Origin of the sequence: Streptacidiphilus albus JL83 (genome assembly GCF_000744705.1) — a bacterium.
Classification (GTDB): domain Bacteria; phylum Actinomycetota; class Actinomycetes; order Streptomycetales; family Streptomycetaceae; genus Streptacidiphilus; species Streptacidiphilus albus.
In genome coordinates, this window is sequence record NZ_JQML01000001.1 from 8314887 (window position 1) to 8341038 (window position 26152).

General features: G+C 73.6%; 23 protein-coding genes. 15 read left to right on the forward strand and 8 right to left on the reverse strand.

The genetic code is table 11. The features are described from left to right. Positions 1 to 42: 42 nt before the first annotated feature. Positions 43 to 408: a nuclear transport factor 2 family protein gene (locus tag BS75_RS36240; protein ID WP_034091242.1), complete on the reverse strand. Its 366-nt coding sequence runs from the start codon at positions 406 to 408 to the stop codon at positions 43 to 45. 145 nt (positions 409 to 553) lie between these two features. On the opposite strand from BS75_RS36240, the gene BS75_RS36245 reads away from it, so the two are divergent. Next, complete coding sequence (locus BS75_RS36245) at positions 554 to 3388, forward strand: LuxR family transcriptional regulator (protein ID WP_034091243.1); 2835 nt, start codon at positions 554 to 556, stop codon at positions 3386 to 3388. A gap of 211 nt (positions 3389 to 3599) precedes the next feature. Here the strand turns inward: BS75_RS36245 and BS75_RS36250 are convergent, their stop codons facing one another. Further along, positions 3600 to 4754, reverse strand: coding sequence for a winged helix DNA-binding domain-containing protein (locus BS75_RS36250; RefSeq protein ID WP_034091244.1), 1155 nt, complete (start codon positions 4752 to 4754; stop codon positions 3600 to 3602). Between the two features lie 186 nt (positions 4755 to 4940). On the opposite strand from BS75_RS36250, the gene BS75_RS36255 reads away from it, so the two are divergent. From BS75_RS36255 to BS75_RS36270, 4 genes are all read left to right on the forward strand, one after another. Further along, entirely contained in the window at positions 4941 to 5369 is a 429-nt protein-coding gene (locus BS75_RS36255) for a type II toxin-antitoxin system Rv0910 family toxin (RefSeq protein WP_034091245.1), read from the forward strand. Between the two features lie 30 nt (positions 5370 to 5399). Continuing rightward, positions 5400 to 6173, forward strand: a complete 774-nt coding sequence (locus BS75_RS36260) for an SDR family NAD(P)-dependent oxidoreductase (protein WP_034091246.1) — start codon at positions 5400 to 5402, stop codon at positions 6171 to 6173. A gap of 92 nt (positions 6174 to 6265) precedes the next feature. Beyond that, a complete protein-coding gene (locus BS75_RS36265) occupies positions 6266 to 6481 on the forward strand; it encodes a toxin-antitoxin system HicB family antitoxin (protein WP_034091247.1) in 216 nt (71 codons plus the stop codon). A 222-nt stretch (positions 6482 to 6703) separates the two neighbouring features. After that, the gene (locus tag BS75_RS36270) at positions 6704 to 7084 is read left to right on the forward strand and encodes a hypothetical protein (protein WP_034091248.1); all 381 of its coding nucleotides are present in this window, start codon (positions 6704 to 6706) and stop codon (positions 7082 to 7084) included. Between the two features lie 19 nt (positions 7085 to 7103). Here BS75_RS36270 and BS75_RS36275 read toward each other — a convergent pair whose 3' ends face one another. Next, positions 7104 to 7763, reverse strand: coding sequence for a hypothetical protein (locus tag BS75_RS36275; protein ID WP_034091249.1), 660 nt, complete (start codon positions 7761 to 7763; stop codon positions 7104 to 7106). 795 nt (positions 7764 to 8558) lie between these two features. On the opposite strand from BS75_RS36275, the gene BS75_RS36280 reads away from it, so the two are divergent. Then, entirely contained in the window at positions 8559 to 9842 is a 1284-nt protein-coding gene (locus tag BS75_RS36280) for a polysaccharide deacetylase family protein (protein ID WP_034091250.1), read from the forward strand. A gap of 28 nt (positions 9843 to 9870) precedes the next feature. Here BS75_RS36280 and BS75_RS36285 read toward each other — a convergent pair whose 3' ends face one another. Then, positions 9871 to 10557 carry a hypothetical protein gene (locus BS75_RS36285; protein WP_034091251.1) on the reverse strand — a complete coding sequence of 229 codons (687 nt, stop codon included), beginning with the start codon at positions 10555 to 10557 and terminating at the stop codon, positions 9871 to 9873. 309 nt (positions 10558 to 10866) lie between these two features. Between BS75_RS36285 and BS75_RS36290 the strand changes: the two genes are divergently transcribed. Then, positions 10867 to 12636, forward strand: coding sequence for a phosphatidylglycerol lysyltransferase domain-containing protein (locus BS75_RS36290; RefSeq protein WP_042437403.1), 1770 nt, complete (start codon positions 10867 to 10869; stop codon positions 12634 to 12636). 43 nt (positions 12637 to 12679) lie between these two features. Here BS75_RS36290 and BS75_RS36295 read toward each other — a convergent pair whose 3' ends face one another. Then, a complete protein-coding gene (locus tag BS75_RS36295) occupies positions 12680 to 13915 on the reverse strand; it encodes a sensor histidine kinase (RefSeq protein WP_231608001.1) in 1236 nt (411 codons plus the stop codon). Next, a complete protein-coding gene (locus tag BS75_RS36300; protein ID WP_034091252.1) occupies positions 13912 to 14622 on the reverse strand; it encodes a response regulator in 711 nt (236 codons plus the stop codon). The genes BS75_RS36295 and BS75_RS36300 overlap by 4 nt, the downstream gene beginning before the upstream one ends. Positions 14623 to 14790: 168 nt before the next feature. On the opposite strand from BS75_RS36300, the gene BS75_RS36305 reads away from it, so the two are divergent. From BS75_RS36305 to BS75_RS36325, 5 genes are all read left to right on the forward strand, one after another. Next, entirely contained in the window at positions 14791 to 16314 is a 1524-nt protein-coding gene (locus BS75_RS36305) for a DUF2079 domain-containing protein (protein ID WP_052070144.1), read from the forward strand. 108 nt (positions 16315 to 16422) lie between these two features. Further along, positions 16423 to 16812, forward strand: a complete 390-nt coding sequence (locus BS75_RS36310) for a GntR family transcriptional regulator (RefSeq protein ID WP_034091253.1) — start codon at positions 16423 to 16425, stop codon at positions 16810 to 16812. Further along, positions 16809 to 17723 (forward strand): ABC transporter ATP-binding protein, encoded by a 915-nt coding sequence (locus BS75_RS36315; protein WP_034091254.1) that lies wholly within the window; start codon positions 16809 to 16811, stop codon positions 17721 to 17723. The genes BS75_RS36310 and BS75_RS36315 overlap by 4 nt, the downstream gene beginning before the upstream one ends. After that, positions 17720 to 18733: an ABC transporter permease gene (locus BS75_RS36320; RefSeq protein WP_034091255.1), complete on the forward strand. Its 1014-nt coding sequence runs from the start codon at positions 17720 to 17722 to the stop codon at positions 18731 to 18733. The genes BS75_RS36315 and BS75_RS36320 overlap by 4 nt, the downstream gene beginning before the upstream one ends. A gap of 36 nt (positions 18734 to 18769) precedes the next feature. Further along, the gene (locus BS75_RS36325; protein WP_042437405.1) at positions 18770 to 19822 is read left to right on the forward strand and encodes an ABC transporter permease; all 1053 of its coding nucleotides are present in this window, start codon (positions 18770 to 18772) and stop codon (positions 19820 to 19822) included. A gap of 9 nt (positions 19823 to 19831) precedes the next feature. On the opposite strand, the gene BS75_RS36330 is transcribed toward BS75_RS36325, so the two are convergent. Together BS75_RS36330 and BS75_RS36335 are read right to left on the reverse strand one after the other, a co-directional pair. Further along, positions 19832 to 20464, reverse strand: coding sequence for a pyridoxamine 5'-phosphate oxidase family protein (locus BS75_RS36330; protein WP_034091257.1), 633 nt, complete (start codon positions 20462 to 20464; stop codon positions 19832 to 19834). 64 nt (positions 20465 to 20528) lie between these two features. After that, positions 20529 to 23045 (reverse strand): DEAD/DEAH box helicase, encoded by a 2517-nt coding sequence (locus tag BS75_RS36335; RefSeq protein ID WP_034091258.1) that lies wholly within the window; start codon positions 23043 to 23045, stop codon positions 20529 to 20531. Between the two features lie 125 nt (positions 23046 to 23170). On the opposite strand from BS75_RS36335, the gene BS75_RS36340 reads away from it, so the two are divergent. From BS75_RS36340 to BS75_RS36350, 3 genes are all read left to right on the forward strand, one after another. Then, positions 23171 to 24574 (forward strand): cytochrome P450 family protein, encoded by a 1404-nt coding sequence (locus BS75_RS36340; protein WP_063771438.1) that lies wholly within the window; start codon positions 23171 to 23173, stop codon positions 24572 to 24574. Positions 24575 to 24742: 168 nt separating this feature from the next. Continuing rightward, positions 24743 to 25510 (forward strand): molybdopterin-dependent oxidoreductase, encoded by a 768-nt coding sequence (locus BS75_RS36345; protein ID WP_034091259.1) that lies wholly within the window; start codon positions 24743 to 24745, stop codon positions 25508 to 25510. Next, positions 25443 to 26147 (forward strand): cytochrome b/b6 domain-containing protein, encoded by a 705-nt coding sequence (locus tag BS75_RS36350; RefSeq protein WP_081982979.1) that lies wholly within the window; start codon positions 25443 to 25445, stop codon positions 26145 to 26147. The genes BS75_RS36345 and BS75_RS36350 overlap by 68 nt, the downstream gene beginning before the upstream one ends. Positions 26148 to 26152: the final 5 nt, after the last annotated feature.

A 26152-nucleotide genomic window follows, 5' to 3' on the forward strand; every position in this document is an offset into this window, starting at 1 on the left:
AGCGGGGGCAGGGGGCCGGCAGACGCCGGCCGGTGGGCCGGGTCAGGCGGAGGGGACCTTGTCCAGGAAGCCCTGGACGTCGGTGATCCGGCCCTCCGCGTCCGTGCTCAGCACGTCGAAGCCGATCACCAGTGCCTCGCCGCCCGCAGGGCCGAGCTCCCAGGTGAAGCGGGCGATGTGGTGGTGGGCGTCGACCGGGCCGCCGAGGCTGAACACCAGCCCGGGGAACTGGGTCAGCACCGCGCCGATCGTGGCGTCGATCGCGTCCCGGCCCTCGGCGTCGACCAGCGGGTCGGTGTAGCGGCCGTCCTCGGCCCAGAGCTCGTCGACCAGCAGTCGGCGGGCGGCCGGGTCGGCCTCGTTCCAGGTGGCGAGGTAGCGCTCGACGAGTTCCTGGGCCCTGTCCATGACGGTCTCCGTAACTTTCGTTTCCTGCTGGGGACTTGTTGTCCTCGCAGGTCAAGAAGTTACGCAGGTCCGGCGACGGCCGAATCAGTCGCGCTTAGGTACTTTCGACAGGGCCGCGACCGGCCGTCCAGGTAGGCTCCCGGTCATGGGCTGGTACGGGGAGCTGCACGGGCGCGCGCAGGAACAGGCGGTGATCGCCGGGCTGCTGGCCGATGCCCGGGACGGTCGCAGCGGGGCCCTGGTGCTGCGCGGCGAGCCGGGGATCGGCAAGACCGCGCTGTTGGAGCACGCCGCCGCGACGGCTGCCGGGGCCGGGTTCCGCACCGTCCGCGCGAGCGGCGTCGAGTACGAGGCCGAACTGCCCTTCGCCGTGCTGAGCCTGCTGCTGGCACCGGCGCTGGACCGGCTGCCCGCCCTGCCGGGGCCGCAGCGCCGGGCCCTCGAACACGTCTTCGGGCTGGCCGACGACGGCGGCGGTCCGCCGGACCGGCTGCTGACCGGGCTGGCCGTGCTCACCCTGCTCGCCGAACTGGCCGACGAGCAGCCGCTGCTGTGCCTGGTGGACGACGCCCAGTGGCTGGACCGGGAGTCCGCCGCCGCGTTGCTGCTGGCCGCGCGCCGGCTCCAGGCCGAGGGCGTGGTGCTGCTGCTGGCCGCCCGCGAGGGGGAGGGGCACTGGTCCGCCCCCGGCCTGCCGGAGCTGCGGCTCGGCGGGCTGGACGCGGCGGCCGCCGCCGCGCTGCTCGCCGACCGCTCCACCGGTCTCGGCCTGGGCCCCGCCGCGCGCGGACGGGTGCTCGCCGAGGCGCACGGCAACCCGCTCGCGCTGGTCGAACTGCCGCAGTCGGAGTCGCACGCGGAGTCGGCGACGGTGGCCGGGGCGGACGCCGTGCCGCTCACCGGGCGGCTCCAACTCGCCTACCACGGACAGGTCACCCGGCTGCCCGCAGCGACCCAGACGCTGCTGCTGGTCGCCGCCGCCGAGGAGAGCGGAGACCTGGCCCTGGTGCTCAGGGCCGGCGCGCTGCTCGGCGCCGGACCGGGCGACCTCGGGCCCGCCGAGGACGCCGGGCTGGTCCGGGTCGCGGACACCCGGCTGGCCTTCCGGCACCCGCTGCTGCGCTCCGCCGTGCACCGGCGGGCGCCGCTCGCCCAGCGGCTGGCCGCGCACCGGGCCCTGGCCGAGGCGCTGACCGCGACTCCGACGGCGACTCCGACCGCGGCGGCGGGTGGGGCGACGGGTGCGGGCGAGGGCGCCGACGCGGGCCGCCGGGCCTGGCACCTGGCGCTGGCCGCGACCGGTCCCGACGAGCCGACCGCCGCCGCGCTGGAACGCGCCGCCGAGCAGGCCGCGCACCGCGGCGGCCACGCCGGCGCCGCCACCGCCTACGAGCGCGCGGCCCGGCTCAGCCCCGCGCGCGGGGACGCCACCCGCCGGGCCACCTGCGCCGCCGAGGCGGCGGTGGAGGCCGGTGAACTCGACCGGGCCGCCGCGCTCGCCGAGGAGACGCTGCGCCGGGCTCCGGAGGACCCGCTGACGCTGGCTCAGCTGCACCTGGTGCAGGGCGTCGAGCGGTTCTGGCGCGGCTCCCACGAGCACGCGCTGGAACTGCTGCTGCGCTCGGCCGGGCTGGCCGCCGAGGAGCACCCGGGACCGGCCGCGCGGGTGCTGATCCAGGCCTTCCACGCGGCCTGGTACCTGGGCGAGGCGCAGCTGTCGCGGGTGCTGGCCGAGCTCTCCGCGCTGCGGCTGACCGACGCGGACCCGGCGGCCCCGCTGATCGGCTACCTGCTGGACGTCACCCGGCCGCTGCTCGGCGCCGGGGCGGTGCCGGTGGAGCCGGTGGCCGTCGCGGTCGCGGAGTCGGTCGCCCGCGCCCGCGCCGGTCGGACCGGGGCCGGGCGGAGCGCGCCGGGCCTCGACCTGATGACGGTCTGCGGTGCCACCCTGATCATCGGCCGGGACGACGAGACCGTCCGGCTGGCCGAGGAACTGGTGGCCGAGGCCCGTGCGCTGGGCGCGGTCGGGGCGCTGCCGACGCTGCTGTTCTTCCTGGCCGAGGGCGAGCTGTTCGCCGGGCGTCGGCAGGAGGCGCTGGCCCACGCCACCGAGTCGCTGCGGATCGCCGAGGACATCGGCCAGACCCAGTGGGCGGCCCAGATGCACAGCTTCCTGGCCTGGACATCCGCCGTCGACGGGGACGAGGAGGCGGTCGCCGCCGCCGTCGGCCGCTCGCTGGCCGCCGGGGTGGCGGGCAGGCCCTGGTCCGAGTGGGCGCTGGCCGTGCTCGACCTCGGCCGGGGCCGGGCCGAGGAGTGCCTGTCCCGGCTGGAGGCGCTGACCTCCGGACGGCAGTGGTTCCATGTCTCCGCCATGCGGTCCGTCCCCGACCTGGTCGAGGCGGCGGTGCGGCTGCGTGAACCGGAGCGGGCCGCCGCGCCCTTCGCCCGGTTCCGGGGCTGGGCCGAGCGGGTCGACCGGCCCTGGGCGGCGGCGCTGGTGCTGCGCTGCGAGGCGCTGCTGGGCGGCGAGACCGGGGCCGAGGAGCGCTACCTCGCCGCGCTGAAGCTGCACGCGGAGCAGCCGCGCCCCTGGGAGCAGGCCAGGACCGAGCTGCTGTACGGGGAGTGGCTGCGCCGGGGACGCCGCCGCGGCGAGGCCAGGACCCCGCTGCGCTCCGCGCTGCGGACCTTCGAGCAGTCGGACGCCGCGCCCTGGGCCCGGCGGGCCAGGACCGAACTGGGCGCCAGCGGCTCCGCCGCTCCGGAGCGGGAGGCGCCGGGCCCGCTGGCGCAGCTGACCCCGCAGGAGTCGCAGATCGTCCGGCTGGCCGCGCAGGGCCTGTCCAACCGGGACATCGCCGCGCAGTTGTTCCTCAGCTCGCGGACGGTCGGCTACCACCTCTACAAGGCCTACCCGAAGCTGGGCGTGGCCGCCCGGGGCGAACTGCCCGAACTGCTGCTGCGCGGACCGGGGTAGCGCCGGCGGACCAGGACGGGAACCTCCGGGGGCGGGGTCGGTGCCGCCCGTGCTGCCGCCGGGCCGCCGCCCCCTGACACGCCGTCATCGGGCCCGGCGGCCACCCGCACGGGCCAAGCGGCGGTCGGCCCGGCATTGACGGAGGCACGGCGCGCTGAGCAGCCGCGGTCCGGGCCCGGTCCGGGCGCCCCGGGTCCGGGCCCGGTCCCGTTCAGTCCGCCGTCAGCGCCCGCTCCAGCGGGGTGCGGAACCGGGGGGTGACCCGGGCCGGGCCGAGGAACGCCGTCAGCCGCTCGGCCTCCGCCCCGATCGCGGTCGCGGCTGCCCGGCCGACCTCGTCCAGCAGCCGCCAGACCACCTCGCCGGAGGGCCGCTGGGCCCAGCCGCCGACGACGCGGCCGTCCCACCACACGGTCGGACCGATGTTGCCGGTGCGGTCGAAGAGCTCCGCCGTGTGCTCCGGCGGCAGGTACCAGTCGCGTCCGCGCCAGCCCATCGCGCTCGGGTCCAGGGCCGGCAGCAGCGCGGCGAAGGGCTCCGGCGCGGCGGTGGGGGCGGTGTCGCCGGGGAGCACGTAACCGGTGCCCGAGTCCAGGGCGACCTCCTCCGCCCCGACCGCCGTCAGGGCCCGGCGGACCTGTCCCAGCGGCCAGCCGGTCCACCAGGCCAGGTCCGCCTCGGTGCCCGGGCCATAGCCGGCCAGCCAGCGGCGGGTCAGCTCGGTCCGGGCGTCGGTGGCCGGCTGCTCCGGCCACGGCTCGCCCGGCACCCAGCGGAACTGGCTGGAGGTCCAGGAGCCGCGCGGGCGGTCCCGGCGGATCCGGTTCTCCGCCGCCAGCACCCGCAGCACCCGGGCCGAGACGGCCTGCGTCGCCTCGTAGGGCTTGCCCACGGCCACGGTCACCCGGTGCTGCAGCGCGGGCACGGCCGCACCGAGCTCCGTGCCGGAGCGCGGGACGCCGTCCGCCAGCACCGCGAGCACCTGCTGCTCGGTCCGGGCGAGCCAGGCCGCGTCCAGGCCGGCGTCGGCGAGGTGGCCCAGCAGTCCCTTCCGCTCCCTGGCGGCCACCGGGCGGGCGGAGGAGGAGTCCACCACCGGCGCCAGCTCCCGGCCGACCACGAACATGGTCCGGCGCATCGCCAGCAGCCGGACCAGCGTCAGATCGCCGTAGAGGGCCTGCTCCACGGCGGCCGGGGTGGGCGCGGTCAGCCGGGCGGCGACGGCCAGGAAGACCGTGGCGGGGTCGGTGGCGTGCAGGCCGACCAGGGCGTCGGCGGCCTGCTCGGGGGTGGTCGCGCGGTGGGCGGGCGCCAGCAGGTGACGGCTCGCCAGCCGTGCCCGCCGGTCCGCCGGGGTGAACTGCATGCTGCTGCGGCCTCCATGGCTCGGTCCGGGGACGACGCTCCGGCCCCGTCGGTCCGGTTCGGCACGATGCTAGGCCCAGGCGCCGACGGGAACGGGCTGCGACTTTTATTGATGGTTCGTCAGATTCTGGTTAGCCTGCCCGGAGCGGGGCCCGTTCGACCCGTCCAATCCCCTTACGGAGCAGCCATGGCCGAGGTATCCGTCAGTGCGATCCTGCCCGCGCCCACCGACAAGGTCTGGGCGGTGCTCACCGACTTCGACCGCTTCGGCGAGTGGAACACCATCCACACCGCCTTCCCCGGCGGCGGCCCGGCCGAACTGGTGGTCGGTGCGGTCTACAGCGAGAAGATGACCCTGATGGGCATGCCCTCGGAGGCTGCCTGGACCGTCACCGAGCTTGAGCCGGGCCGGAGTTGGAAGCTGGCGGGCAAGGGCCCGATGGGCATCGAGCTGCACCAGCACTACCGGCTGGAGCCCGCGGGCGAGTCCACCTCGCTCACCGTGGCCAGCGAGTTCAAGGGCGCGGCGGTCAGCGTGATGGCGGCCCGGATCAAGGACGCCACCACCCTCGCCCTCACCGACTCGCTGCAGCGGCTCGCGGTACTGGTCGGCTGAGCGGCCGCCCGGCGGACTATTCTGCTGGGCATGCCAACTGCACTCATCACCGGCGCCAGCGCCGGTATCGGCGCGGCCTTCGCCCGCCGCCTCGCCGGGGACGGCCTCGGCCTGGTCCTGGTCGCCCGCGACGCCGCCCGGCTGGACGAGGAGGCCGCCGTGCTCGTCGCGCAGTACGGCGTCACGGTCGAGGTCCTGGCCGCCGACCTGGCCACCGACGAGGGGATCGCCGCCGTCGAGGCCCGGCTGGGCGACCCGGACCGCCCGGTCGACCTGCTGGTCAACAACGCCGGATTCGGCCTGCGCGAGGGCTTTCCGACGGTTCCGGTCGCGGACGAGCTGACCATGGTCAAGCTGCACATCGAGGCGGTGCTGCGGCTCACCCATGCCGCGGTGCCCGGGATGCGCGGGCGCGGGCGCGGCTATGTCGTCAACGTCGCCTCGGTCGCCGCCTTCCTGCCCCGGGGCACCTACGGGGCCAGCAAGTCCTGGGTCGTCAACTTCAGTCAGAGCGCGGCCCGCGGCCTGGCCGGCACCGGCGTCCGGGTGCTGGCGCTGTGCCCCGGCTTCACCCGCACCGAGTTCCACGACCGGGGCGGGATCGACATGACCGAGGTGCGCCCCTGGATGTGGCTCTCCGCCGAGCAGGTCGTCGACGAGTGCCTGCGCGACCTGGCCCGGGGCCGGTCGGTGAGCGTCCCCTCGCTGCGCTACAAGGCGCTGGTCGCGGCCGCCCGCAAGGCCCCGCTGGCCGCGCTGGTCGGGATCACCTCCGGGGTCTCGGGGCGGATCGACCACCGCTGACGCCGCCGACGCCGTGGGCCGCGGCCCGCCCGCCGTCCGGGTATTGCCGCGAAGCGTGCTCCCGTACAGCGGGTTGGCTGTACGCTGCTGCCATGTCGAAGCACATCACCATCCGGGTGGACGAGGAATTCCACGCTCGGTTGGCTGCGAGGGCGGCGGCCGAGGGCACGACCATCACGGCGCTGGTGACCGAGGTCGCCAAGCGTGAGCTCGACGCCGACCGGCAGCGGTTCCTGGACGCCGCGGCCGAGTTCAACACGGCCGAGAACTGGGCCTACTTCCAGGAGCGGTTCGGAAAGAGCGCTTGACTTCCTCCACCCGCCCGAAAGCGGGGGATTCCTCACTTCGCAGTGAGGGTTTCCTGCTTCGCAGGCGGTCGCCCCGTCCGAGAGTTCTCCCTTTTCCTGTGAGGCTAATGGGTTGGCTGACCGTCAGAGCATCCGAGTGGGCTCCGTCGCTGCGCGGTTCCGTGCTCGGGGGTGCATTTCCTCCCCTGTCAGAAGGCGGGGGTATCCAGGCAAGGAGTCAGGATGAAGGCGGACGAGGCGTGGGCCTGGAACGTACTGGCGCACCACCTGCCGTCGGACCCGACGGTCTGGGACCCCTCGGGCATCAGTGCGGCGATAGCCCGGCACGCCAGTGACGTGGTGCTGGTGGCCGACGAGGAGCCGCGCGACATCTGCTGGCGCGCTGCGGCGCTGCTGCACACCCTCGCCGTGTGCCCACCGCTGGACAGCCCGATGAACGAGTTCTACGCGGCCACCCTCACCCGCTCCTACCTGGTGATGGCAGGCGTGCCCCAGCCGCCCAACAGCTTCGCCCTGGCCGACCTGGTCGAGCACGCCAAGGAGCGCCGGTCGGACCTCTTCGCGACCGCCGAGGCGCTGCGCAAACTGACCGACCTGGTCTGATCCCTGAGGAACGGTCGGGTCAGCGCGGCTGCGGCCGGTCGATGTTCCAGTGCCGGACGACCTGGCAGAACCAGTGCGACTGGGCCGCCTCGCCGTGCGCCGCGAGATCGCGCGGCACCAGCGAGAACCGGCTCAGGGTGCGCTGGCCGCCCTCGTAGTCCCCGTAGAGCAGCTCCAGCACTATTCGCTCCCGGTTCTTGATCGGCAGCAGCAGCGGCTCGTGGTCCGGGTCCTCCGCGTCGCGGACGGCGGCGTGCCAGAAGCCGGTGTCGCTCGGGGCTATGTAGAGGTCGCGGGTCTGCCGGCGGAAGGAGTCGAGGTCGGGATGCCCGAGGTCGGCGCCGACCTCGCCGGTCCGGAACCGCCAGCCGTGGATGACGCCGATCCCGGGGCCGATGTTGCGGATCGACATCCCCAGGTAGATCCGGCCGTCCTCGGCGACGTGGACGTAACCCATGCTGCCGTCCAGCCTGGTCCAGTGGCCGTCGATCCAGTGCAGCTTCTGCACCGGGTCCTCCAGCCGGGAGGCGACCAGCAGTGGCCGCAGCGAGGCCTGCACCGCCCGCTCGGCGGACCGGGCGGCCCGGTCGGCGGAGCGGATGGATGCGAACGAGGCCGCGGCCAGCACCAGCGTGCCGCCGGCGGTGGCCAGCGCCGAGACAGTCCCCCAGTCGGTCATGGGCGCCAGGATAGTGGTGATCCGGCGTCAGCCACGTCCGGGGGGACGGGCGAAGGGCGTTCGGGCGGCGGCTCGCCGCTCGCCGCCCGGCAGGAGGCACCCTGCCGGGCAGCGGTGGAGTTCGCCGGCGCCCCCACCCGGGGCGGGGGTCGTGCACCGGGCACCGGACGAGCGCGGGGCCGCGGCCGGCGCGACCGTGCAGCATGCTACGGGGTCGGCCCCGGCCGTGGAGCGCCAACCCCTGCGCCGACCCCTGCGCCGACCGCTGGTCGTGGCGGCGGTGCGGACTCCCCGGCCGTCGGCGACCGCCGGGCGGTGTCCGTGCGGCCGTCGAAGTCGGCGGCCAGGATCCGCCCTTCGACGACCGCACGGGGTTCGGGTGCCGGGCCCGTGGCGGGCAGGCCGAACCCGACGATACGCCGCTCCCCGGGCCCGAGGGCGGGCTTGCCGAAGTCCGCCGCACCGCCACCCGTTCGGACCAGGCCCCGAACGGAATCTGACGACCCGTCCGGAGCCTCGGCCGGGCCCTGCCGCCGGGTGCGGTCGACCTGTTCGACAACGCACCACACTTGCGCGCGGTGGTGTCGCCGTGCCTGGCGGGCGGTCAGGGGGGATGCTGGGCTGACCGCCGCCGCATCCGGGCCGCTCGGGACCGTGGCCGAGGGTCCACCGGGAACCGGACACGAGGTGGGCACGTCACAGCCAGGACACAGTCCTATCGCCCGATGGGCATACAGTCGAACCGACAAGACGGTCATAGACGGTCATACCGAGCAGGAAGCAGGGTGACAGCGGATGGGTTCGCTCTCGCGTAGGAACGTCCTGGCCACCGGAGCCGCCGCCACTGCGGCGGCGCTGGGCCTGTCCGGCTGCGGGGACGGCCGGAGCGCGAGCGCCGCCGGGGCCGGCCGGGCGGGCGACGCCGTCAGCAGCCGCCCCGCCGCCCCGCCCGTCCCGGCCCAGGCGGCCCGGCTGATCGGCGACGGCTCGACCTCCGACACCGGCCCGCAGCCGCACCAGCCGGTGCCCCAGCGGCTGGAGCCGGGCCAGCGCCCGCCGCAGTTCGTGGTCTTCTCCTGGGACGGCGCCGGCGAGGACAGCAAGCAGCTCTTCTCGCACTTCCGCCAGGTCGCCCAGGAGACGAAGGCCACCATGACCTTCTTCCTCTCCGGGATCTACACCCTGCCCGAGGGCAGGAAGGACCAGTACCTGCCGCCGGGGCACCGGCCGGGCGCGTCCGACATCGGCTACCTCAAGGACGAGCACATCCGGGCCACGCTCCAGCAGGTCGGGCCGGCCTGGCTGGAGGGCCACGAGATCGGCACCCACTTCAACGGCCACTTCTGCTCGCCGGCCACCGGCGTCGGCAACTGGACGCCGTCCCAGTGGCACAGCGAGATCGAGCAGGCGGTCGGCTTCGTCACCAACTGGAAGACCAACACCGGCTTCCACGACCTGCCCGCCCTGCCCTTCGACTACCGCAAGGAGCTGATCGGCAGCCGCACCCCCTGCCTGCTCGGCCAGGACCGGCTGCTGCCCGCCGCCCGCGCCCTCGGCTGGCAGTACGACGCCAGCTCGCCCGGCGGCAACCAGGTCTGGCCGAGCAAGCGGCTGGGCCTGTGGGACTTCCCGCTCCAGGCGATGCCCTTCCCCGGGCACAGCTTCGAGGTGCTCTCGATGGACTACAACATCCTGGCAAACCAGTCCAACGCCAACATCAACGGCGACCCGTCGATGCGCCCGACCTGGCAGGACCAGGCCTACCGGTCGTACATGGCGGGGTTCAACCGCGCCTACACCACCAACCGCGCGCCGATGTACATCGGGAACCACTTCGAGAGCTGGAACGGCGGCATCTACATGCGGGCCGTGGAGCAGGCGCTGCGCGAGATCGCGTCCAAGCCCGACGTGCGGCTGGTGTCGTTCCGTCAGCTGGTGCAGTGGCTGGAGGTGCAGGACCCGGCGGTGCTGGCCAAGCTGCGGACCCTGGACGTCGGACAGACCCCGGGCGACTGGCGGGAGTACACCGGCGGCACCCCGGCGACCACCCGGGCGACCAGCCAGGCGGCGACCGCCTGAGCCCCGGTGAGGACGGGGCGGGGCGCGGTCACTTGGTGAGGACCGCCCCGCCCTGGCTGACCTCGACCAGCCCCGCGCCGTAGCGGGCGTCGAAGGCCCGCTGCTGCGCCTGGCTGCCGGTGTTGGTGGTCACGATCACGGCGCAGTGGACGCCGTTGGTGGCGCCCAGGGAGTTGACCACGATGCCGTGCCTGCGCCAGTACCCCCGGTCGGCGCCGATCCTGGCCAGCAGTTGGTGCTGCCGCAGGTACGAGTAGCGGGCGTTCACGAACACCACCCGGGTCCGTCCGGCCATCGCGCACACCGTGGCGTCCAGGTGCGGGTCGGGCAGCCGGAACACCACGAGCTGCCCGTGCGGGTCGTCGACCAGGACCGAGGCGAAGTACCCGGCGAAGTGCGCCTCCAGGTACGGGGCCAGCCGCTGCGCGGTGCTGTCCAGCGAGACCTGACCGGCCGGCGGCTGCGAGTACGACGGCGACGTGCTGCCGGCCCCGGCGGAGGAGCCCGGGTGCGGCCGGGCGCTCGACGAGGCGTCGACCGGCACCGGTCGGCCGCTCGTCGTCCCGACGCCGCCGGTCACCGCGGTCACCGCGCCGGACGGGCCGGGCGCGGCCGTGGTGGCGCCGTGGTCGGAGCAGGCCGTCGTGGCCAGCAGCAGTGCCAGGCCGGCCAGAGCCGTCGCCGCCGGTCTGCTCGCACGCGAACCGCGTTTCATCGTTCCCCCCGTATCCAGGTCCACAGGCTCCGCGTCCGCCCCGGTTCGCACCGGGCCCGACGTTCCCTTCCGAGGAACAGTGTGACGCTCCGGAGGCCCGCCGGGTTCCCGGTTCGGCGTCCGACTGCCTACCAGCATCCTTTCAGCCCCCTCCCACCCGCCGATCGGCGGGGGCGTTCCCCGACCCTGGGCGGACGCGCGTGCGGACGGCCACCGCCAAGCTGGTATTCGTGCCGCTGCTGCCCTCTCCCACGGGGTACGCCGCCACCGACTTCCCGCCGTGCCGCACTCGTCCCGGAGCCGTAGCAGATGTCCCAAGCCGCAGCCGTTCCCCTGCCCCAGCGGGCCGCAGCCCGCACCCTCGTCTGGTACCTGCGACTCGTCGGCTGCCTGAACCTCCTCGGCGGGGTCTCGGCCTCCTTCCGCAGCCAGGTCCAGCAGCACAACAGCGGCGACTTCTACACCCCCTACCTGCTCACCGCGGGCTTCACCTCCGGCGCCTTCGCGCTGTTCATGTCGGTCATGATGAACCGTCACAAGCGGGCGGCCTGGATCACCAACCTGGTCGGCTGCGGAGTGCTCGGCGCGGGCCTGGTCGCCTCCCTGATCCACCGGCCCTCGGTGCGGGAGCACCCCTTCAACTGGATGACCATGGCGGTCATCGTGCTCTTCCTGGTCGCACTGCTGGTCGGCCGCAAGGAGTTCCGGGCCCGGGGCGACCGGACCAACCCGCGACTGGCGCTCGCGGTGCTGGTCGGCGGCGGCGCGCTCACCCTGGGACTGGGCGCGGGCCTGATCGGCCTGACCAACACCGAGACCGGCTCCAGCCTGGCCGACCGGCTCCACTACGTGGTGCTCCGGGTGATCACCCTCGGCTTCAACAGCACCCAGAACCTCTATGTCTCCGTGCCGCGCTGGGTCGACGTGTCGATCAACGTGGTCAGCGTCGGGGTGCTGCTGGTGGTGCTGTACGCGCTGTTCCGGGCGCCGAAGGGCAAGGAGTACCTGGCCCCGGCGGACGAGACCCGGCTGCGCGAGCTGCTCGCCCGGCACGGCGAGCGGGACTCGCTGGGCTACTTCGCGCTGCGCCGGGACAAGTCCGTGGTCTTCTCGCCCTCGGGCAAGGCGGCGGTCACCTACCGCGTCCTCGGCGGCGTCTCACTGGCCTCCGGCGACCCCATCGGCGACGTCGAGGCCTGGCCCGGCGCCATCGACGTGTGGCTGCAGCAGGCCCGGGAGAACGCCTGGGTGCCCGCCGTCACCGGCGCCAGCGAGGAGGGCGGCATCGTCTACGCCCGGCACGGTCTCGACGCCCTGGAACTGGGCGACGAGGCGATCGTCGAGGTCTCCGAGTTCAGCCTGGAGGGCCGGGCGATGCGCACCGTCCGCCAGGCCCACAACAAGGTCAAGCGGGCCGGGTACAGCGTCACCCTGCGCCGCCACGCCGAGATCGGCGAGGAGGAGATGGAGACCCTGCTGCTCCGCGCCGACCAGTGGCGCGACGGCCAGACCGAGCGCGGCTTCTCGATGGCGCTCGGCCGGCTCGGCGACCCCGGCGACGGCCAGTGCGCGATGCTGGAGTGCCGGGACGCCCAGGGCGAGCTGCGGGCGCTGCTGAGCTTCGTGCCCTGGGGCGCACAGGGACTCTCGCTGGACCTGATGCGGCGTGACCGGGACTCCGACAACGGGCTGCTGGAGTTCATGGTCATCGAACTGCTGCTGGCCGCCGGGCAGCACGGCGTCAAGCGGGTCTCGCTGAACTTCGCGGTCTTCCGCGCGGTCTTCGAGCGCGGCTCCCGGCTCGGCGCCGGACCGTTCCTGCGGGCCTGGCGCTCGGTGCTGATGTTCGTCTCGCGCTGGTGGCAGATCGAGTCGCTCTACCGGGCCAACGCCAAGTACCGGCCGCGCTGGGAGCCCCGCTACGTGCTCTTCGAGCGCAGCCGCGACCTGCCCAGGATCGCCCTGGTGAACGCCTGCGCCGAGGGCTTCATCACCGCACCCCGGCTGCCCTCGCTCTTCGGCCGCCGCCGCCCGCACGCCCCGCTGGCCGCGGTCCCCGACCTGGAGCGCGTGGCCTAGCGCGTGGCCTAGCGCGAGGGCGGTCGTCCGGCCGGCCCGCAGGTCAGCCGGACGTCCCGCGCGGCAGTTCGGCCTGGACGACGAAGCCGCCGTCCCAGGTGTGCCGGGACTCCAGGGTGCCGCCGAGCTGCTGCGCCCGCTCCCGCAGGCCGATCAGCCCGTGCCCGCCGCCGGGCAGCAGCAGCGGCTCCGCCCCGGGCGCGGGCGGCCCGTTGCGCACCTGGACCACCAGCGAGTCGCCCCGGGTCCGCAGCCGCACACTCACCTCGGACCCGGGCGCGTGCTTCCGGACGTTGGTCAGCGCCTCCTGAACGGTGCGGTAGGCGGCCCGCTGCACCGGCTCCGGCCAGTCGGTCACCGGCCAGTCCCGGACCGGCTGATCGGCGCCGGCGTCGAGGTCGAGGTCGGTGTCGGTGTCGGCATCCTCGCCGGCGGCCGGGGCGTCGCCGTCCACCGGGCCGCCGCCCAGCGTCCCGGCGTCCAGCCGGGCGTTGACGCCGCTCGCGCCGACCAGCCGGGGCAGGTCGGCCAGGGTCGGCTGCGGGGTCAGCTCCCGGCCGTCGCCGCCGGCCGCCCGCAGCACGCCGACCATCTGCCGCAGCTCCTCCAGCGTCTTCACCGACAGCAGCCTTATGGTCCGGGCGGTCTCGGCGGTGGCGACCGGGTCGCCCGCCCGTACCTGCAGTGCCCCGGCCTGGATGGATATCAGGCTCACCTGGTGCGAGACCACGTCGTGCATCTCCCGGGCCAGCCGGGCCCGCTCCATCGACAGCACGCTCTGCGCCAGCAGCGCCTGCTCCCGCTCCTGGCCCCGGGTCAGCTCGTCGATCCGGACCGCGAGTTCGCGCCGGGTCTGGACCAGCAGCCCGAGCGCGACCGGGGCCGCGGCGGTGAGCAGCGAGTACAGCGCGGACAGCACCGTGGTCCGGTCCCAGCCGAGGGTGTAGCCGTACTCCGGCCAGGGGACGAACTGCACCACGGCCACCAGCAGCGCGCACAGCCCCACCACCCAGCGGCGGCGGTTGCAGGTCGCGACGGTGTAGAGGGCGAGCATCGGGGCCAGCCAGATGTAGCTGAGCTGCATCCCCGGCATGGTCAGCAGCAGCACCACGACCGGCCACCGGCGACGCAGCAGCAGCGCGGCGGCGGCCAGCAGCGAGGTCCCCATCTGCTCGGCCGAGCCGAGGTCGTTGGCCAGCAGGGCGTCCGCGACCGCCAGGGCGGCCGGGACCAGCGTGGTCACCCAGGGGTGCAGCAGCCAGCGGGTGGACACGCTCACGGTCGGCTGCCCCGCGTCCCGGTGTCGCCACCGGGCCGGTCGCCGGCGGGCCCGCCGCCCGGTCCGCCGCCCAGCAGCCCGGCCTGGTGCGCGAAGACGGCGGCCTGGACCCGGTTGGAGGTGCCCAGCTTGGCCAGGATCGCGCTGATGTGGTCCTTGACCGTGCCGGTGCTCAGGAACAGCCGCGCGGCGATGTCCGCGTTGGACAGGCCCTCGCCGAGCAGCGCCAGCACGTCCAGCTCGCGGGTGGTCATGCTGCGCAGCCGGTCGGTGGTCTGCCGGTCGGGGCCGGAGTCGAGGTAGCCGGCGATGACGGTGTCGGTGACGGCGGGCGACAGCACCCGGCGTCCGCCGGCCAGCGTCCGCACGGCCTGGGTCAGCTGCTCCGGGTCGGTGTCCTTGAGCAGGAAGCCGGCCGCCCCGCTGCGCAGCGCGGTGCCGATGTACTCGTCGGTGTCGAAGGTGGTCAGCATGGCCACCGCCGGGGGGCGGGCCAGCGCCCGCAGCGCGCGGAGCACGGTGAGCCCGTCGACGTCGGGCATCCGGATGTCCAGCAGCACCACGTCCGGCTGGTACCTGCCGACGGTCTCCAGGGCCTCCCCGCCGGAGCAGGTCGCGACGACCTCGATGTCCGGTGCCGAGCCGACGATCAGGCTGAGGCCCGACCGTACGAGAGTCTCGTCGTCGACGACGACCACGCGGATCAACGTGCCGGCTCCTTTGTCGCAGATGTCACTGCTTGCTGATGTCGCTGCTGCCGATCCGAGGGTACGGGAGCGGCGGCACTCCCAGGGAGCGCAGGGACCGGCGGCCGACCGCACCCCTCGGTCAATTAGGCTGCTCGGAGCAGTCGTATAAACGGAAGATAGAGGACGTTGATCTCCACCAGCGCGGTACCGCAGCCCGACACCGCCTCCGGCCCGCAGCGTCCGGCCCTGCCGATGTCGCTGCTGCGCACGCTGCGCCGGGGGCTGGACCGGGTCCCGCCCCGGGTCCTGGCCTGGTCGATCGCGGCGCTCTTCGCCGTCCTCTACTCGGCGATGTCGATACGCCGGCACGAGCGGATGCTCAGCGCCGGCTACGACCTCGGCATATTCGAGGAGGAGATCCGCGCCTACGCGCACTTCCGGGCGCCGATCGTGGCGCTGAAGGGCCCCGGCTACAACATCCTCGGCGACCACTTCAGCCCGATCCTGGCCCTGCTCGGGCCGGTCTACCGGGTCTTCCCGAGCCCGCTGACCCTGCTCGTCGCCCAGGCCGTGCTGATGTCCCTGGCCTGCGTCCCGCTGGCGCTCTGGGCGCACCGGGTGCGCGGCCCCCTCGCGGCGCTGGTCGTCGGCTGCGGGGTCGGCGCCTCCTGGGGCATCGTCAAAGCCGCCTCCTTCGACTTCCACGAGGTCGCCGTCGCGGTCCCGCTGATCGCCTTCAGCGCCACCGCGCTCGGCAACCGCCGCTGGACGGCCGCCGCGCTCTGGGCGCTGCCGCTGGTCCTGGTCAAGGAGGACCTGGGGCTGACCGCCGCCGTGGTCGGCGGCTACATCGCCTGGTTCGGACGGGCCGAAGGACGGCGGACCCGGCTGCTCGGCATCGGCCTGGCGGTCTTCGGCACCGTCGCCTCGTCGGTCGAGATGCTGGTCATCCTGCCCGCGATGAACCCGCACGACGGCTACGCCTACCTGGCCCAGATGCCCGGCGCCGGGGCCGGGCACGGGGGAGCGGCGCACCAGCTGCTCCACGCGCTGCTCCACCTCGGCTGGCCGCCGGTGAAGTGGCTGCTGCTGCTGATGCTGCTGCTGCCCAGCGCCTTCGCCGGGCTGCGCTCCCCGCTCACCTTGCTCTGCCTGCCCACCCTGGCCTGGCGGCTGCTCTCCGACAACCCGCACTACTGGGGGGTCAGCTACCACTACAGCGCGGTGCTGATGCCGGTGGTCTTCGCCGGGCTGGTCGACGCGATCCGCCCGGAGCGGGGCGGGCTGCGCGGCCGGCCGCCGCTGACCCGGCGCCAGGTCCGCCGGGTGCTGGCCGGCAGTGCCGCCTTCACCGCCATCACGATCCCGGTCTACCCGCTGCACGAGCCGCTGAGCCCGTCGGTGTGGACGGAGTCGGCCCATGTGCGGGCCGCGCGGCAGATCCTCGCGCTGATACCCAGCGGCACCACCGTCGCCTCCTCCAACCACCTCGCGGCGCAGCTCACCGACCGGACCACGGTCAGCCTGGTCTGCGCGCCGGTCCTGCCGGGGCAGCCGCTGCCGCAGTGGGTGGTCTCGGACACCACCGACCCGACCCATGTCCCCTGCGAGCCGGCCCTCAGCGCCCGGCTGGTGGCCCAGTACCGGGCCGACGGCTACCGCACGGTCGCCGACCGCGACGGCATCGTCCTGCTCCAGCGCCCCTCGTAGCCGCACGGCCCCCCGTAGCCGCACGGCCCCGTTGATCAGCAACGCTTGACGCCGGGGCGGGCTTCCATCACCATTCCACTAACACATTAGTGAAAGGGTGATGCGGGCATGATCGAGTACCGCATCGAGCGGCGCAGCGGCGTCGCGACGTACCTCCAGATCGTCCAGCAGACCAAGCAGGCGCTGCGGCTGGGACTGCTGCAGCCGGGGGACAAGCTCCCGACCGCGCGGGAGGTGGTCGAGGCCACGGCGATCAATCCGAACACCGTGCTCAAGGCCTACCGCGAGCTCGACCGGGAGGGGCTGGTCGAACCGCGCCCCGGCCTCGGCACCTTCGTCCGGCGCTCGTTGGCCCGGGCCGAGGCCGGGGCGGACGGGGAGCTGCGGGCCGAGCTGAGCGCCTGGGCCGACCGGGCCCGGCAGGCCGGACTGGAGTACGAGGACGCCACCGCGCTGGTCGCGTCCGTGCTGGCACAGACCTTCGAGGGGAACCGATGAACAGCGATTCGACCGACCGACCGGCCGCTCTGGAGGCGGTCGGTCTCGGCAAGAAGTACCGCCGGGGCTGGGCCCTCCGGGACTGCTCCTTCCGGGTGCCGGCGGGGCGGGTGTGCGGGATGGTCGGGCCGAACGGCGCCGGCAAGAGCACCCTGCTGGCCCTCGCCGCCAACCTGCTCACCCCGTCCGAGGGCGGGATCCGGGTCCTCGGCGGCCCGCTGGACGACCCCGAGCTGCGCCGGCGCTTCGCCTTCGTCGCCCAGGACAAGCCGCTCTACAGCGGCTTCACCGTCGCCGAGATGCTGCGCTTCGGCCGCGAGCTCAACCCGGGATGGGACGAGGACACCGCGCAGCGCGTGGTCGCCCAGGGCGACCTGCCGGCCGACGCCCGGATCGGCACGCTCTCCGGCGGCCAGCGCACCCGGGTCGCCCTCGCCCTGGCCCTCGGCAAGCACCCGGAACTGCTGCTGCTGGACGAGCCCATGTCCGACATGGACCCGCTGGCCCGGCACCAGCTGATGGGCACGCTGATGGCCGAGGCCGCCGAGCACGGCACCACCATCGTCATGTCCAGCCACATCCTGGCCGAGCTGGACGGCGTCATCGACTACCTGCTGCTGGTCGACGGCGGCCGGATCCGGCTGGCCGGCGAGGTGGACGAGATCCTGAGCGCCCATCACCTCCTCTTCGGCGCCGGAGAGCCGGCCGACCTGTCCGGGCACACCGTGGTGGAGACCCGGCAGAGCGGACGCCAGCTCTCCGCCCTGATCCGTCCCCGGGGGCCGGTCACCGGCCCCTGGGAGGCGGCCCCGCCCACCCTGGAGGAGCTGCTGCTCGCCTACCTCCGCTCGCCGCAGGCCCCGTCGCTGCTCACCGCCGAGGCCCGCACCGAAGCGGAGGTGGCCGCATGACCACCGTGCTGGCCGCCGCCGACGCCCGGACCGCCGCACCCGCCCCGCGCCGCCGGGAGCGGCTGCACGGGCTGCTCTGGCTGAACTGGCGTCAGAACCGGACGCTGGTCCGGGTGCTGCTGGGCTTCGTGCTGTTGGTGGCGGCCCTGGTGGGCTGGTGCGTCCACGGGCTGGACGCCGCCGCCGGGCCGCAGCACCTGACCCGGGCCTGCGCCGGCGGGGGCGCCCCGACCATGAGCAGCCCCGCCTGCGGCAACTTCCTGATCCAGCAGGAGGACTACGTCTCCGTCTACCAGAGCATCGTGCAGCGCCTGCTGCTGGTGTTCCCGGTGCTGGTCGGGATGTTCGTCGGCGCGCCGCTGCTGTCCCGGGAGTTCGAGCGGCGCACCCAGCTGCTGGCCTGGGGGCAGTCGGTCTCGCCGAGGCGCTGGCTCGCCGCCCGGCTCGGCTGCACGGCGGCCCTGGTCCTGGTGGCCGGTGCGGCGGTCGCCGCGCTCAGCGAGTGGTTCTGGCAGCAGTACGTGGTCCCCTCGGGCCTCGACTCCTACGCCTTCCACCCGACGACCTACGCCGCCATCGGTGCGGTCCCGGCCGCCTACGCCCTCTACGCCCTCGTGCTGGGCGCCGTCGTGGGGCTGGTGCTGCGCTCGGCCGTGGTCTCGGTGCTGGTCACCGGGGTGCTCACCGGAGCCTCGACGGCCGCCGGGTACCTGCTCCGTCCCCATCTCCTGCCGCTGACCCGGCAGGTGCAGTCGGGTGTCGGCAGCTACGTCGCCCCGGCCAACGCCTGGGTGGTCGACCACGGCGTGATCCTGGCCAACGGCAGCCGGGTGTCCGTCTCCGCCGACTGCGACAGCACCGCCTGCCTGAACTCGCACACCTTCTACGGCGTCTACCAGCCGGCCTCGCACTTCTGGCCGCTGCAGCTGGTCGAGTCCGGGGTGCTGCTGGTACTGGCCGCCGCACTGGCCGGCTTCGCCTTCGCGTGGTTGCGCAGCGGCCGTGACTGACCCTGATCCCCATGTGAGCGAAAGGGAGTTCCACGCATGAGCGCTGTGAGTTCCGCCGTTGCGACCGCCGGAACCGGCTCGCGCCGGAGCGAGCGGCTGCACGGGCTGCTCTGGCTGAGCTGGCGTCAGAACCGGTCACTGGTCTGGGTGCTGCTGGCCCTCGTGCTGCTGCTGGCCGGGGCGATCGGCTGGTGCGTCCACGGGCTGGACGCCGCTGCCGGGCCGCAGCACCTGACGGCGGCGTCCTGCACCGGCTCGCCGCCGGCAACCTCGGCGAACGGCCTCACCGTCGGCACCGTGCCGACCGGTCTGACCCCGGCCTGCAACGCCTTCCTCGGCAAGCAGGGCGACTACGTCAACTTCTACCAGGGCGTCGTTCAGCTCGGGCTGCTGCTGGCGCCGATCGCGATCGGGATGTTCGTCGGCGCGCCGCTGCTGTCCCGGGAGTTCGAGCGGCGCACCCAGCTGCTGGCCTGGGCGCAGTCGGTGTCGCCGGGGCGCTGGCTCGCCGCCCGCCTCGGCTCCACGGCGGCGGTGGTGCTGGCGGCCTTCGCGGCGGCGGCCGGCCTCTCCTACTGGTTCTGGCGGCAGTACGTCGTCCCGGGCGGCGGCGAATACGCGTTCGATGCGAAGACCTACGACACCGTCGGTACGGTCCTGGTCGGCTACGCCCTCTTCGCCCTCGCCCTGGGCGTCGCGGTCGGGCTGCTGCTGCGGTCCGTGCTTGCCTCGGTGCTGGTCACCGGGGTGCTCGGCGGGGCCTCGACGGTCCTCATGTACCTGGTCCGGCCGTATCTCTACCCGCTGGTCGACCAGGTGCAGGTGGGGAGGAACGCCTTCGACGGCTTCGTCCCCCCGCCCAACGCCTGGATGGTCGACAGCGGTGTGGTGCTGCCCGACGGCTCCAGGCTGTCGGCCTCCGCCGACTGCGCAAGCACCGCCTGCCAGAATTCGCAGACCTTCTACGGCGTCTACCAGCCGGCCTCGCACTTCTGGCCGCTGCAGCTGGTCGAGTCCGGGGTGCTGCTGGTGCTGGCCGCGGCACTGGTCGCCTTCGCCTTCCACCGGGTGCGCCGCGGCCGGCGGTGACGGCAGGGGTCAGCCGTAGAGGCGGCCCTCGCCGTACTGCGGACCGTAGTACTGCTCCAGCTCCGCCAGGTCCGCCTCGGGCCGCTCCAGGCTCTTGACGATCCGGGCGCGGGACGGCGCCGCCTCCGGCTGCCAGCCCTCCGGCTTCCACAGGGCGGACCGGAGGAAGGACATCGAGCAGTGGTAGAAGACCTCCTCGACGTCGACCAGCAGGGCGAGCTGCGGCCGATGCCCCTTGACCGCCATCCGGTCGAAGAAGGGGGCGTCGCGCAGCAGCCGGGCCCGGCCGTTGATCCGGAGCGTGTCGCCCCGGCCGGGGATCAGGAACAGCAGCCCGACATGGGGATTGCTGAGCACGTTCCGGTAGCCGTCGCCCCTGCGGTTGCCGGGGCGCTCCGGCAGGGCGATCGTGGTGTCGTCCAGCACCAGGGTGAAGCCGGCCGGATCGCCCTTCGGCGAGGTGTCGCAACTGCCGTCCGCCGCCGAGGTGGAGACGACGACGAAGGGCGAGGCCGCCAGCCAGGCCCGGTCGTGCTGGTGCAGCCGGGTGCGGACCTTGCCCGCGACCCGCGCCGTCGGCGGGCCGAGCAGCTCCCGCAGCTCGGCCTCCGAGGTGACCTCCACCAGTCCTGCGTCCCCCACGGCGGCATCCTTCCGATCGTCCCGGGTCGTGCGGCAGCCCCGATCCTAGTCAGCACCGGTCCGCTCAGAGCCGGTTGACGCCGGTGACCCGCAGCACCGCGCGGCCCTCCTCGTCGGAGGAGGCCAGGTCGACCTCGGCGCTGATGCCCCAGTCGTGGTCGCCGTCCGGGTCGTCGAAGATCTGCCGGACCAGCCAGGCGCCCTGGACCGAGTCCTCGTCGATCAGCAGCATCTTCGGCCCGCGCGCGTTCGGGCCGGTGCCCAGGTCGTCGTGCTCGTCCCAGTACGCGTCCATCGCGTCGGCCCAGCGGTCCTGGTCCCAGCCGCCGTCCTCGGCGTCCAACTCGCCCAGGTCGTAGTGGCGTTCCAGCGCCGCCAGCTCCACCCGGCGGAACATCGCGTTGCGCACCAGCACCCGGAAGGCGCGGACATTGGTGGTGACCGGCGTGGTCTTCTCGTCCAGCAGCTCCAGTTCGCGCTCCTCCTCGTCCTCCGGGTTGGCCAGCTTCTCCCACTCGTCCAGCAGGCTGGAGTCGACCTGGCGGACCAGCTCGCCCAGCCAGGAGATCAGGTCCCGCAGGTCCTCGGACTTCAGGTCGTCCGGGACGGTGTGCTCCAGCGCCTTGTAGGCGCCGGCCAGGTAGCGCAGCACCAGGCCCTCGGTCCGGGCCAGCTCGTAGAAGCCGACGTAGTCGGCGAAGGTCATCGCCCGCTCGTAGAGGTCGCGGGCGACGGTCTTCGGCCGCAGCGGGTGGTCGCCGATCCACGGGTGCGCCCGGCGGTACACCTCGTAGGCGTGGCCAAGCAGTTCCTCCAGCGGCTTGGGGTAGGTGATCTCCTGGAGCCGCTCCATCCGCTCCTCGTACTCGATCCCCTCCCGCTTCATCTCCGCGACCGCCTCGCCGCGCGCCTTGTTCTCCTGCGCGCCGATGATCTGGCGCGGGTCGTCCAGCGTCGACTCGACCACGCTGAGCACGTCCAGCGCATAGCTGGGGGACTCCACGTCGAGCAGCTCGAAGGCGGCGAGGGCGAAGGTCGACAGCGGCTGGGTCAGCGAGAAGTCGGACTGGAGGTCGACCGTCAGCCGGACGATCCGGCCGGTCTCGTCCGGCGTCTCCAGCCGCTCCACCACGCCGCCGGCCAGCAGCGAGCGGTAGATCGCGATGGCCTCGCCGATGTGCCGGCGGCGGGCCTTCGGGTCGTCGTCGTTGTCCAGCAGCAGGTGCTTCATCGCCTCGAAGGCGTTGCCCGGGCGGTTGATCACCGACAGCAGCATCAGGTGGCTGACCCGGAACCGGGAGACCAGCGGCTCCGGCTGGGCGTCGATCAGCTTGGTGAAGGTCTCCTCGCCCCAGGAGATGAAGCCGTCCGGGGCCTTCTTGCGGACCACCTTGCGCTTCTTCTTCGGGTCGTCCCCGGCCTTGGCCAGGGCCTTGTCGTTCTCGGTGACGTGTTCCGGGGCCTGGGCGACGACCGTGCCGACGGTGTCGAACCCGGCCCGGCCGGCCCGCCCGGCGATCTGGTGGAACTCGCGGGCGCGCAGCAGCCGCACCCGCTGCCCGTCGTACTTGGACAGCGCGGTGAACAGCACCGTGCGGATCGGCACGTTGACGCCGACGCCGAGGGTGTCGGTGCCGCAGATGACCTTCAGCAGCCCGGCCTGCGCCAGCCGCTCCACCAGCCGCCGGTACTTGGGCAGCATCCCGGCGTGGTGCACGCCGATGCCGTGCCGGACGAAGCGCGAGAGGTTGCGGCCGAACTTGGTGGTGAAGCGGAAGTTGCCGATCAGCGCGGCGATCGCGTCCTTCTCGGCCTTGGAGCACATGTTGATGCTCATCAGCGCCTGGGCCCGCTCCACGGCGGCGGCCTGGGTGAAGTGCACCACGTAGACCGGCGCCTGGCCGGTCGACAGCAGCTGCTCCAGGGTGTCGTGGATGGGGGTCCGCTGGTACTCGTAGAAGAGCGGCACCGGACGCTCCGACGAGGCGACGGTGGTCGTCGGCCGCCCGGTGCGGCGCTTGAGGTCCGCCTCGAACCGGCGGACGTCGCCGAGCGTCGCCGACATCAGCAGGAACTGCGCCCGGGGCAGCTCGATCAGCGGCACCTGCCAGGCCCAGCCCCGGTCCGGTTCGGCGTAGAAGTGGAACTCGTCCATGACCACCTGGCCGACGTCGGCGTCCGCGCCGTCCCGCAGCGCGATGCTGGCCAGGATCTCGGCGGTGCAGCAGATGATCGGGGCCTGCGGGTTGACGCTGGCGTCGCCGGTCATCATCCCGACGTTGGCGGTGCCGAACATCTTCACCAGGTCGAAGAACTTCTCCGAGACCAGTGCCTTGATCGGCGCGGTGTAGAAGGTCCGCTCGCCGCGCGCCAGCGCCGCGAAGTGCGCTCCGGCCGCCACCAGGCTCTTGCCCGAGCCGGTGGGGGTGTTCAGGATGACGTTGGACCCGGAGACGATCTCGATCAGCGCCTCCTCCTGCGCGGGGTAGAGGGTGATCCCCCGCTCCTCCGCCCAGCCCGCGAACGCGGTGAAGAGGTCGTCGGGCAGCGGTTCGGCGGGGATGAGATCAGTCAGGGTCACGCCACCATCTTGCCCTACCTGGGCGTTCCGCCCCTCGGCCGCTCCGCCGCACCGCCGCACCGCCGGTGCGGGCCGGGCAGAATGTGCGGGCGCACAGAACGGGCGCAGGTGTCCAGGGGAGTCCCGTGTCCGGTGTACCGCTGATCAACGACCTGGAGTTCAAGCTCCACGCCCACGAGCGCTTCGCGGAGCTGCGGGCCCGGGGCCCGATCCACCGGGTCCGGCAGCCCAACGGACTCGGGCTCTACGTCGTGGTCGACTACGAGCTGGCCCGGATCGCGCTGGCCCACCCCGACCTCGGCAAGGATCCGGAGATCGGCGCCGAGGCGCTGGACGCCGCCAGGATCACCAGCTACCGGGGCGAGGGCTCGGGGCTGGGCGGCAACATGCTGCTGACCGACCCGCCGGACCACACCCGGCTGCGCACCCCGGTGGCCAGGGCCTTCACCCCGCGCCGGGTCGAGGCCCTCGCCCCGAGGATCCAGCAGATCGCGGACGGGCTGGTCGACGCCATCGAGGCCAAGGCCGCCGCCGGCGGGGCCGTCGACCTGGTCGCGGACTTCACCGGGCCGCTGCCCACCACCGTCATCTGCGAACTGCTCGGGGTGCCGCTGGCCCGGCAGGAGGACTTCCGGCAGTGGACCGCGACGGCCCTGGCCGGCGGTGCCAGCACCCCCAGGGAGGTGCAGCGGGCCGCGGTGGCCTCGCTCTACGGCTTCCTCACCGAGCTGATCGCGGAGAAGCGCCGCGAGCCCGGCGAGGACCTGCTCTCCGCGCTGGTCTCGATCCGCGAGCAGGACGGCGACCAGCTGTCCGAGCTGGAGCTGTGCGGCACCGCCGTGCTGCTGGTCATCGCCGGCCGGGAGACCACCGTCAACCTGCTCGGCAACGCCCTCGCCGCCCTGCTCGACCACCCCGACCAGGCCCGGCTGCTGCGGGAGCGGCCGGAGCTGATGCCGGGCGCGGTCGAGGAGTTCCTGCGCTACGACGCCCCGGTCGAGCAGGCCCCGCTGCGCTTCGCCCGCCGCGACGTCGAACTCGGCGGCACGGTGGTCCCCAGGGGGACGCCGGTGATGGTCGCCCTCGCCTCCGCCGGACGCGACCCGCAGGCGGCCGCCGATCCGGAGACGCTGGACGTCTCCCGCACCGACGGCCGCCACCTGGCCTTCGGCCACGGCATCCACTACTGCCTGGGCGCCCCGCTGGCCAGGCTGGAGGGCGTGATCGCGCTCTCCACGCTGCTGCGCCGACTGCCGGTGCTGCGCCCGGTGCTGGACCACCGCGAGCTCGCCTGGACGCCGTCCGGCATCATGCGCGGACCGCTCTCGCTGCCGGTCACCCTGGGCGACCAGCCGCTACGGCGGGGCCTCCACCCAGCGCAGATGGCCGTCGACGCCGGCCAGCACCAGTCGGTGCACCGCCCCGAAGAAGAGGCAGGTGGGGCACTGGCCGGGACGTCCGAGCGAGGTCAGGTCGAGCAGGCCGGGCCCGGCCGCCACGGTGCGACTCCGCGCCCGGTAGAGCGGTGAGGTGGTGAATTCGTCCGGTCCGAGGAGGGCCCGGCGGACCCGTTCGCGGTGGGGGTGACCGCCATCGGCATCCCGCCTCGGGGTCCCGAACGGGGATGGAGATTACCGAACCCTGACAGAAAGCCGTCGTTGCTGGTCACTCACAGGTTGCGGTGGTGCAATCGAGGTATGGACAAGGACGGCGGGGCCACCGGCGCGGACCCCGGGGACGAGCACGGCAAGCTCCCCGGCAAGCCGGTGGGGCGACGGGTCGTGCTCGGGGTGACCGCGCTCGGCGCGCTCGGGGTGGCCTTCGGGGCGCAGATCGAGAACGGCCTGAACGGTGTGCTGGCCTCGATCAGCAGCAAGGACCCGACCGGCCTGACCGGGCTGCTCCCCGGCGGCGACGGGTTCCAGTTCTACAACGTTGCCTCCTCGCTGCCGTACCGCAGCGACACCGACTACCGCCTCACCGTGGACGGCCTGGTCGACCGCCCGGCCACCTACACCCTGGCCGACCTGCAGGCCCTGCCGCAGACGCGGCTGGTCAAGGACGTCCAGTGCGTGACCGGTTGGCGGGTGCCGAACACCGAGTTCGGCGGGGTGCTGCTGTCGCAGCTGCTGGACGCGGCCGGGGTGAAGCCGGAGGGGAAGGCGCTGCGCTTCACCTGCTTCGACGGCGTCTACAGCGAGAGCCTGACCCTGGACGAGGCCCGGCGGCCGGACGTGATGGTGGCGCACCAGATGGACAACGCCCCGGTCACCCGCGACCACGGCGGACCGGTCCGGCTCTACGTCGCGCCGATGTACTTCTACAAGTCGGCCAAGTGGCTGTCCGGGATCACCGTCACCGACCGGGTCATCACCGGCTACTGGGAGAACTACGGCTATGACGTCGAAGCCTGGGTCGGCAAGTCCAACGGGCGCTCCGGCGACGTCCCGATCGACGGTGAGTGACGTGGCGGGCAGCGGAGCCCCGGGCGACGTGTACCGCTTCACCACCGCCGAGCGCTGGGTGCACCGCTGCACCTCGACGCTGATGCTGACCGCGATCGCCAGCGCCGCCTTCCTCTACGTCCCGGAGCTGGCCGAGATGGTCGGCCGCCGACTGCTGCTGGTGACCGTCCACGAGTGGTCGGGCATCCTGCTGCCGGTGCCGCTGGCGCTCGGGCTGTTCTTCAAGGGCGTCCGGGCCGACCTGACCGAGCTCAACCGCTTCGGCCCGCAGGACAAGGGCTGGGTCTGGCGCGCGATCCGCCGGGGGACCGGGTTCGCCGGTCCGGCGGGCAAGTTCAACGCCGGGCAGAAGCTGTACGCGGCGGTGATCGCCGGGCTGGTGGTGGTGATGGTCGGCACCGGGCTGATGATGTGGTTCACCTCGCTGGCGCCGCTGAACCTGCGCACCGGCGCCAGCTACGTCCACGACTGGCTGGCGCTGGTGATCGGCATCCTGGTGATCGGGCACATCCGGATGGCGGTCAGGGACCCGGAGTCGCGGCACGGGATGCGCACCGGCCGGGTCTCCCGCACCTGGGCCCGCCGCGAGCACCCGCTCTGGGAGGCGGAGCTGCCGAAGCGGGAACCGGAGGACTGACCGGA

Excerpts from the sequence above, each read along its gene's own strand:
- BS75_RS36320 (WP_034091255.1), top strand. The coding sequence starts at position 17,720 with ATGACCACCGTGCTGGCCGCCGCCGACGCCCGGACCGCCGCACCCGCC.
- BS75_RS36255 (WP_034091245.1), top strand. The coding sequence starts at position 4,941 with ATGGCCGAGGTATCCGTCAGTGCGATCCTGCCCGCGCCCACCGACAAG.
- BS75_RS36245 (WP_034091243.1), top strand. The coding sequence starts at position 554 with ATGGGCTGGTACGGGGAGCTGCACGGGCGCGCGCAGGAACAGGCGGTG.
- BS75_RS36265 (WP_034091247.1), top strand. The coding sequence starts at position 6,266 with ATGTCGAAGCACATCACCATCCGGGTGGACGAGGAATTCCACGCTCGG.
- BS75_RS36350 (WP_081982979.1), top strand. The coding sequence starts at position 25,443 with ATGACGTCGAAGCCTGGGTCGGCAAGTCCAACGGGCGCTCCGGCGACG.
- BS75_RS36310 (WP_034091253.1), top strand. The coding sequence starts at position 16,423 with ATGATCGAGTACCGCATCGAGCGGCGCAGCGGCGTCGCGACGTACCTC.
- BS75_RS36240 (WP_034091242.1), bottom strand. The coding sequence starts at position 408 with ATGGACAGGGCCCAGGAACTCGTCGAGCGCTACCTCGCCACCTGGAAC.
- BS75_RS36290 (WP_042437403.1), top strand. The coding sequence starts at position 10,867 with ATGTCCCAAGCCGCAGCCGTTCCCCTGCCCCAGCGGGCCGCAGCCCGC.
- BS75_RS36275 (WP_034091249.1), bottom strand. The coding sequence starts at position 7,763 with ATGACCGACTGGGGGACTGTCTCGGCGCTGGCCACCGCCGGCGGCACG.
- BS75_RS36345 (WP_034091259.1), top strand. The coding sequence starts at position 24,743 with ATGGACAAGGACGGCGGGGCCACCGGCGCGGACCCCGGGGACGAGCAC.
- BS75_RS36270 (WP_034091248.1), top strand. The coding sequence starts at position 6,704 with ATGAAGGCGGACGAGGCGTGGGCCTGGAACGTACTGGCGCACCACCTG.
- BS75_RS36315 (WP_034091254.1), top strand. The coding sequence starts at position 16,809 with ATGAACAGCGATTCGACCGACCGACCGGCCGCTCTGGAGGCGGTCGGT.
- BS75_RS36280 (WP_034091250.1), top strand. The coding sequence starts at position 8,559 with ATGGGTTCGCTCTCGCGTAGGAACGTCCTGGCCACCGGAGCCGCCGCC.
- BS75_RS36285 (WP_034091251.1), bottom strand. The coding sequence starts at position 10,557 with ATGAAACGCGGTTCGCGTGCGAGCAGACCGGCGGCGACGGCTCTGGCC.
- BS75_RS36325 (WP_042437405.1), top strand. The coding sequence starts at position 18,770 with ATGAGCGCTGTGAGTTCCGCCGTTGCGACCGCCGGAACCGGCTCGCGC.
- BS75_RS36260 (WP_034091246.1), top strand. The coding sequence starts at position 5,400 with ATGCCAACTGCACTCATCACCGGCGCCAGCGCCGGTATCGGCGCGGCC.
- BS75_RS36250 (WP_034091244.1), bottom strand. The coding sequence starts at position 4,754 with ATGCAGTTCACCCCGGCGGACCGGCGGGCACGGCTGGCGAGCCGTCAC.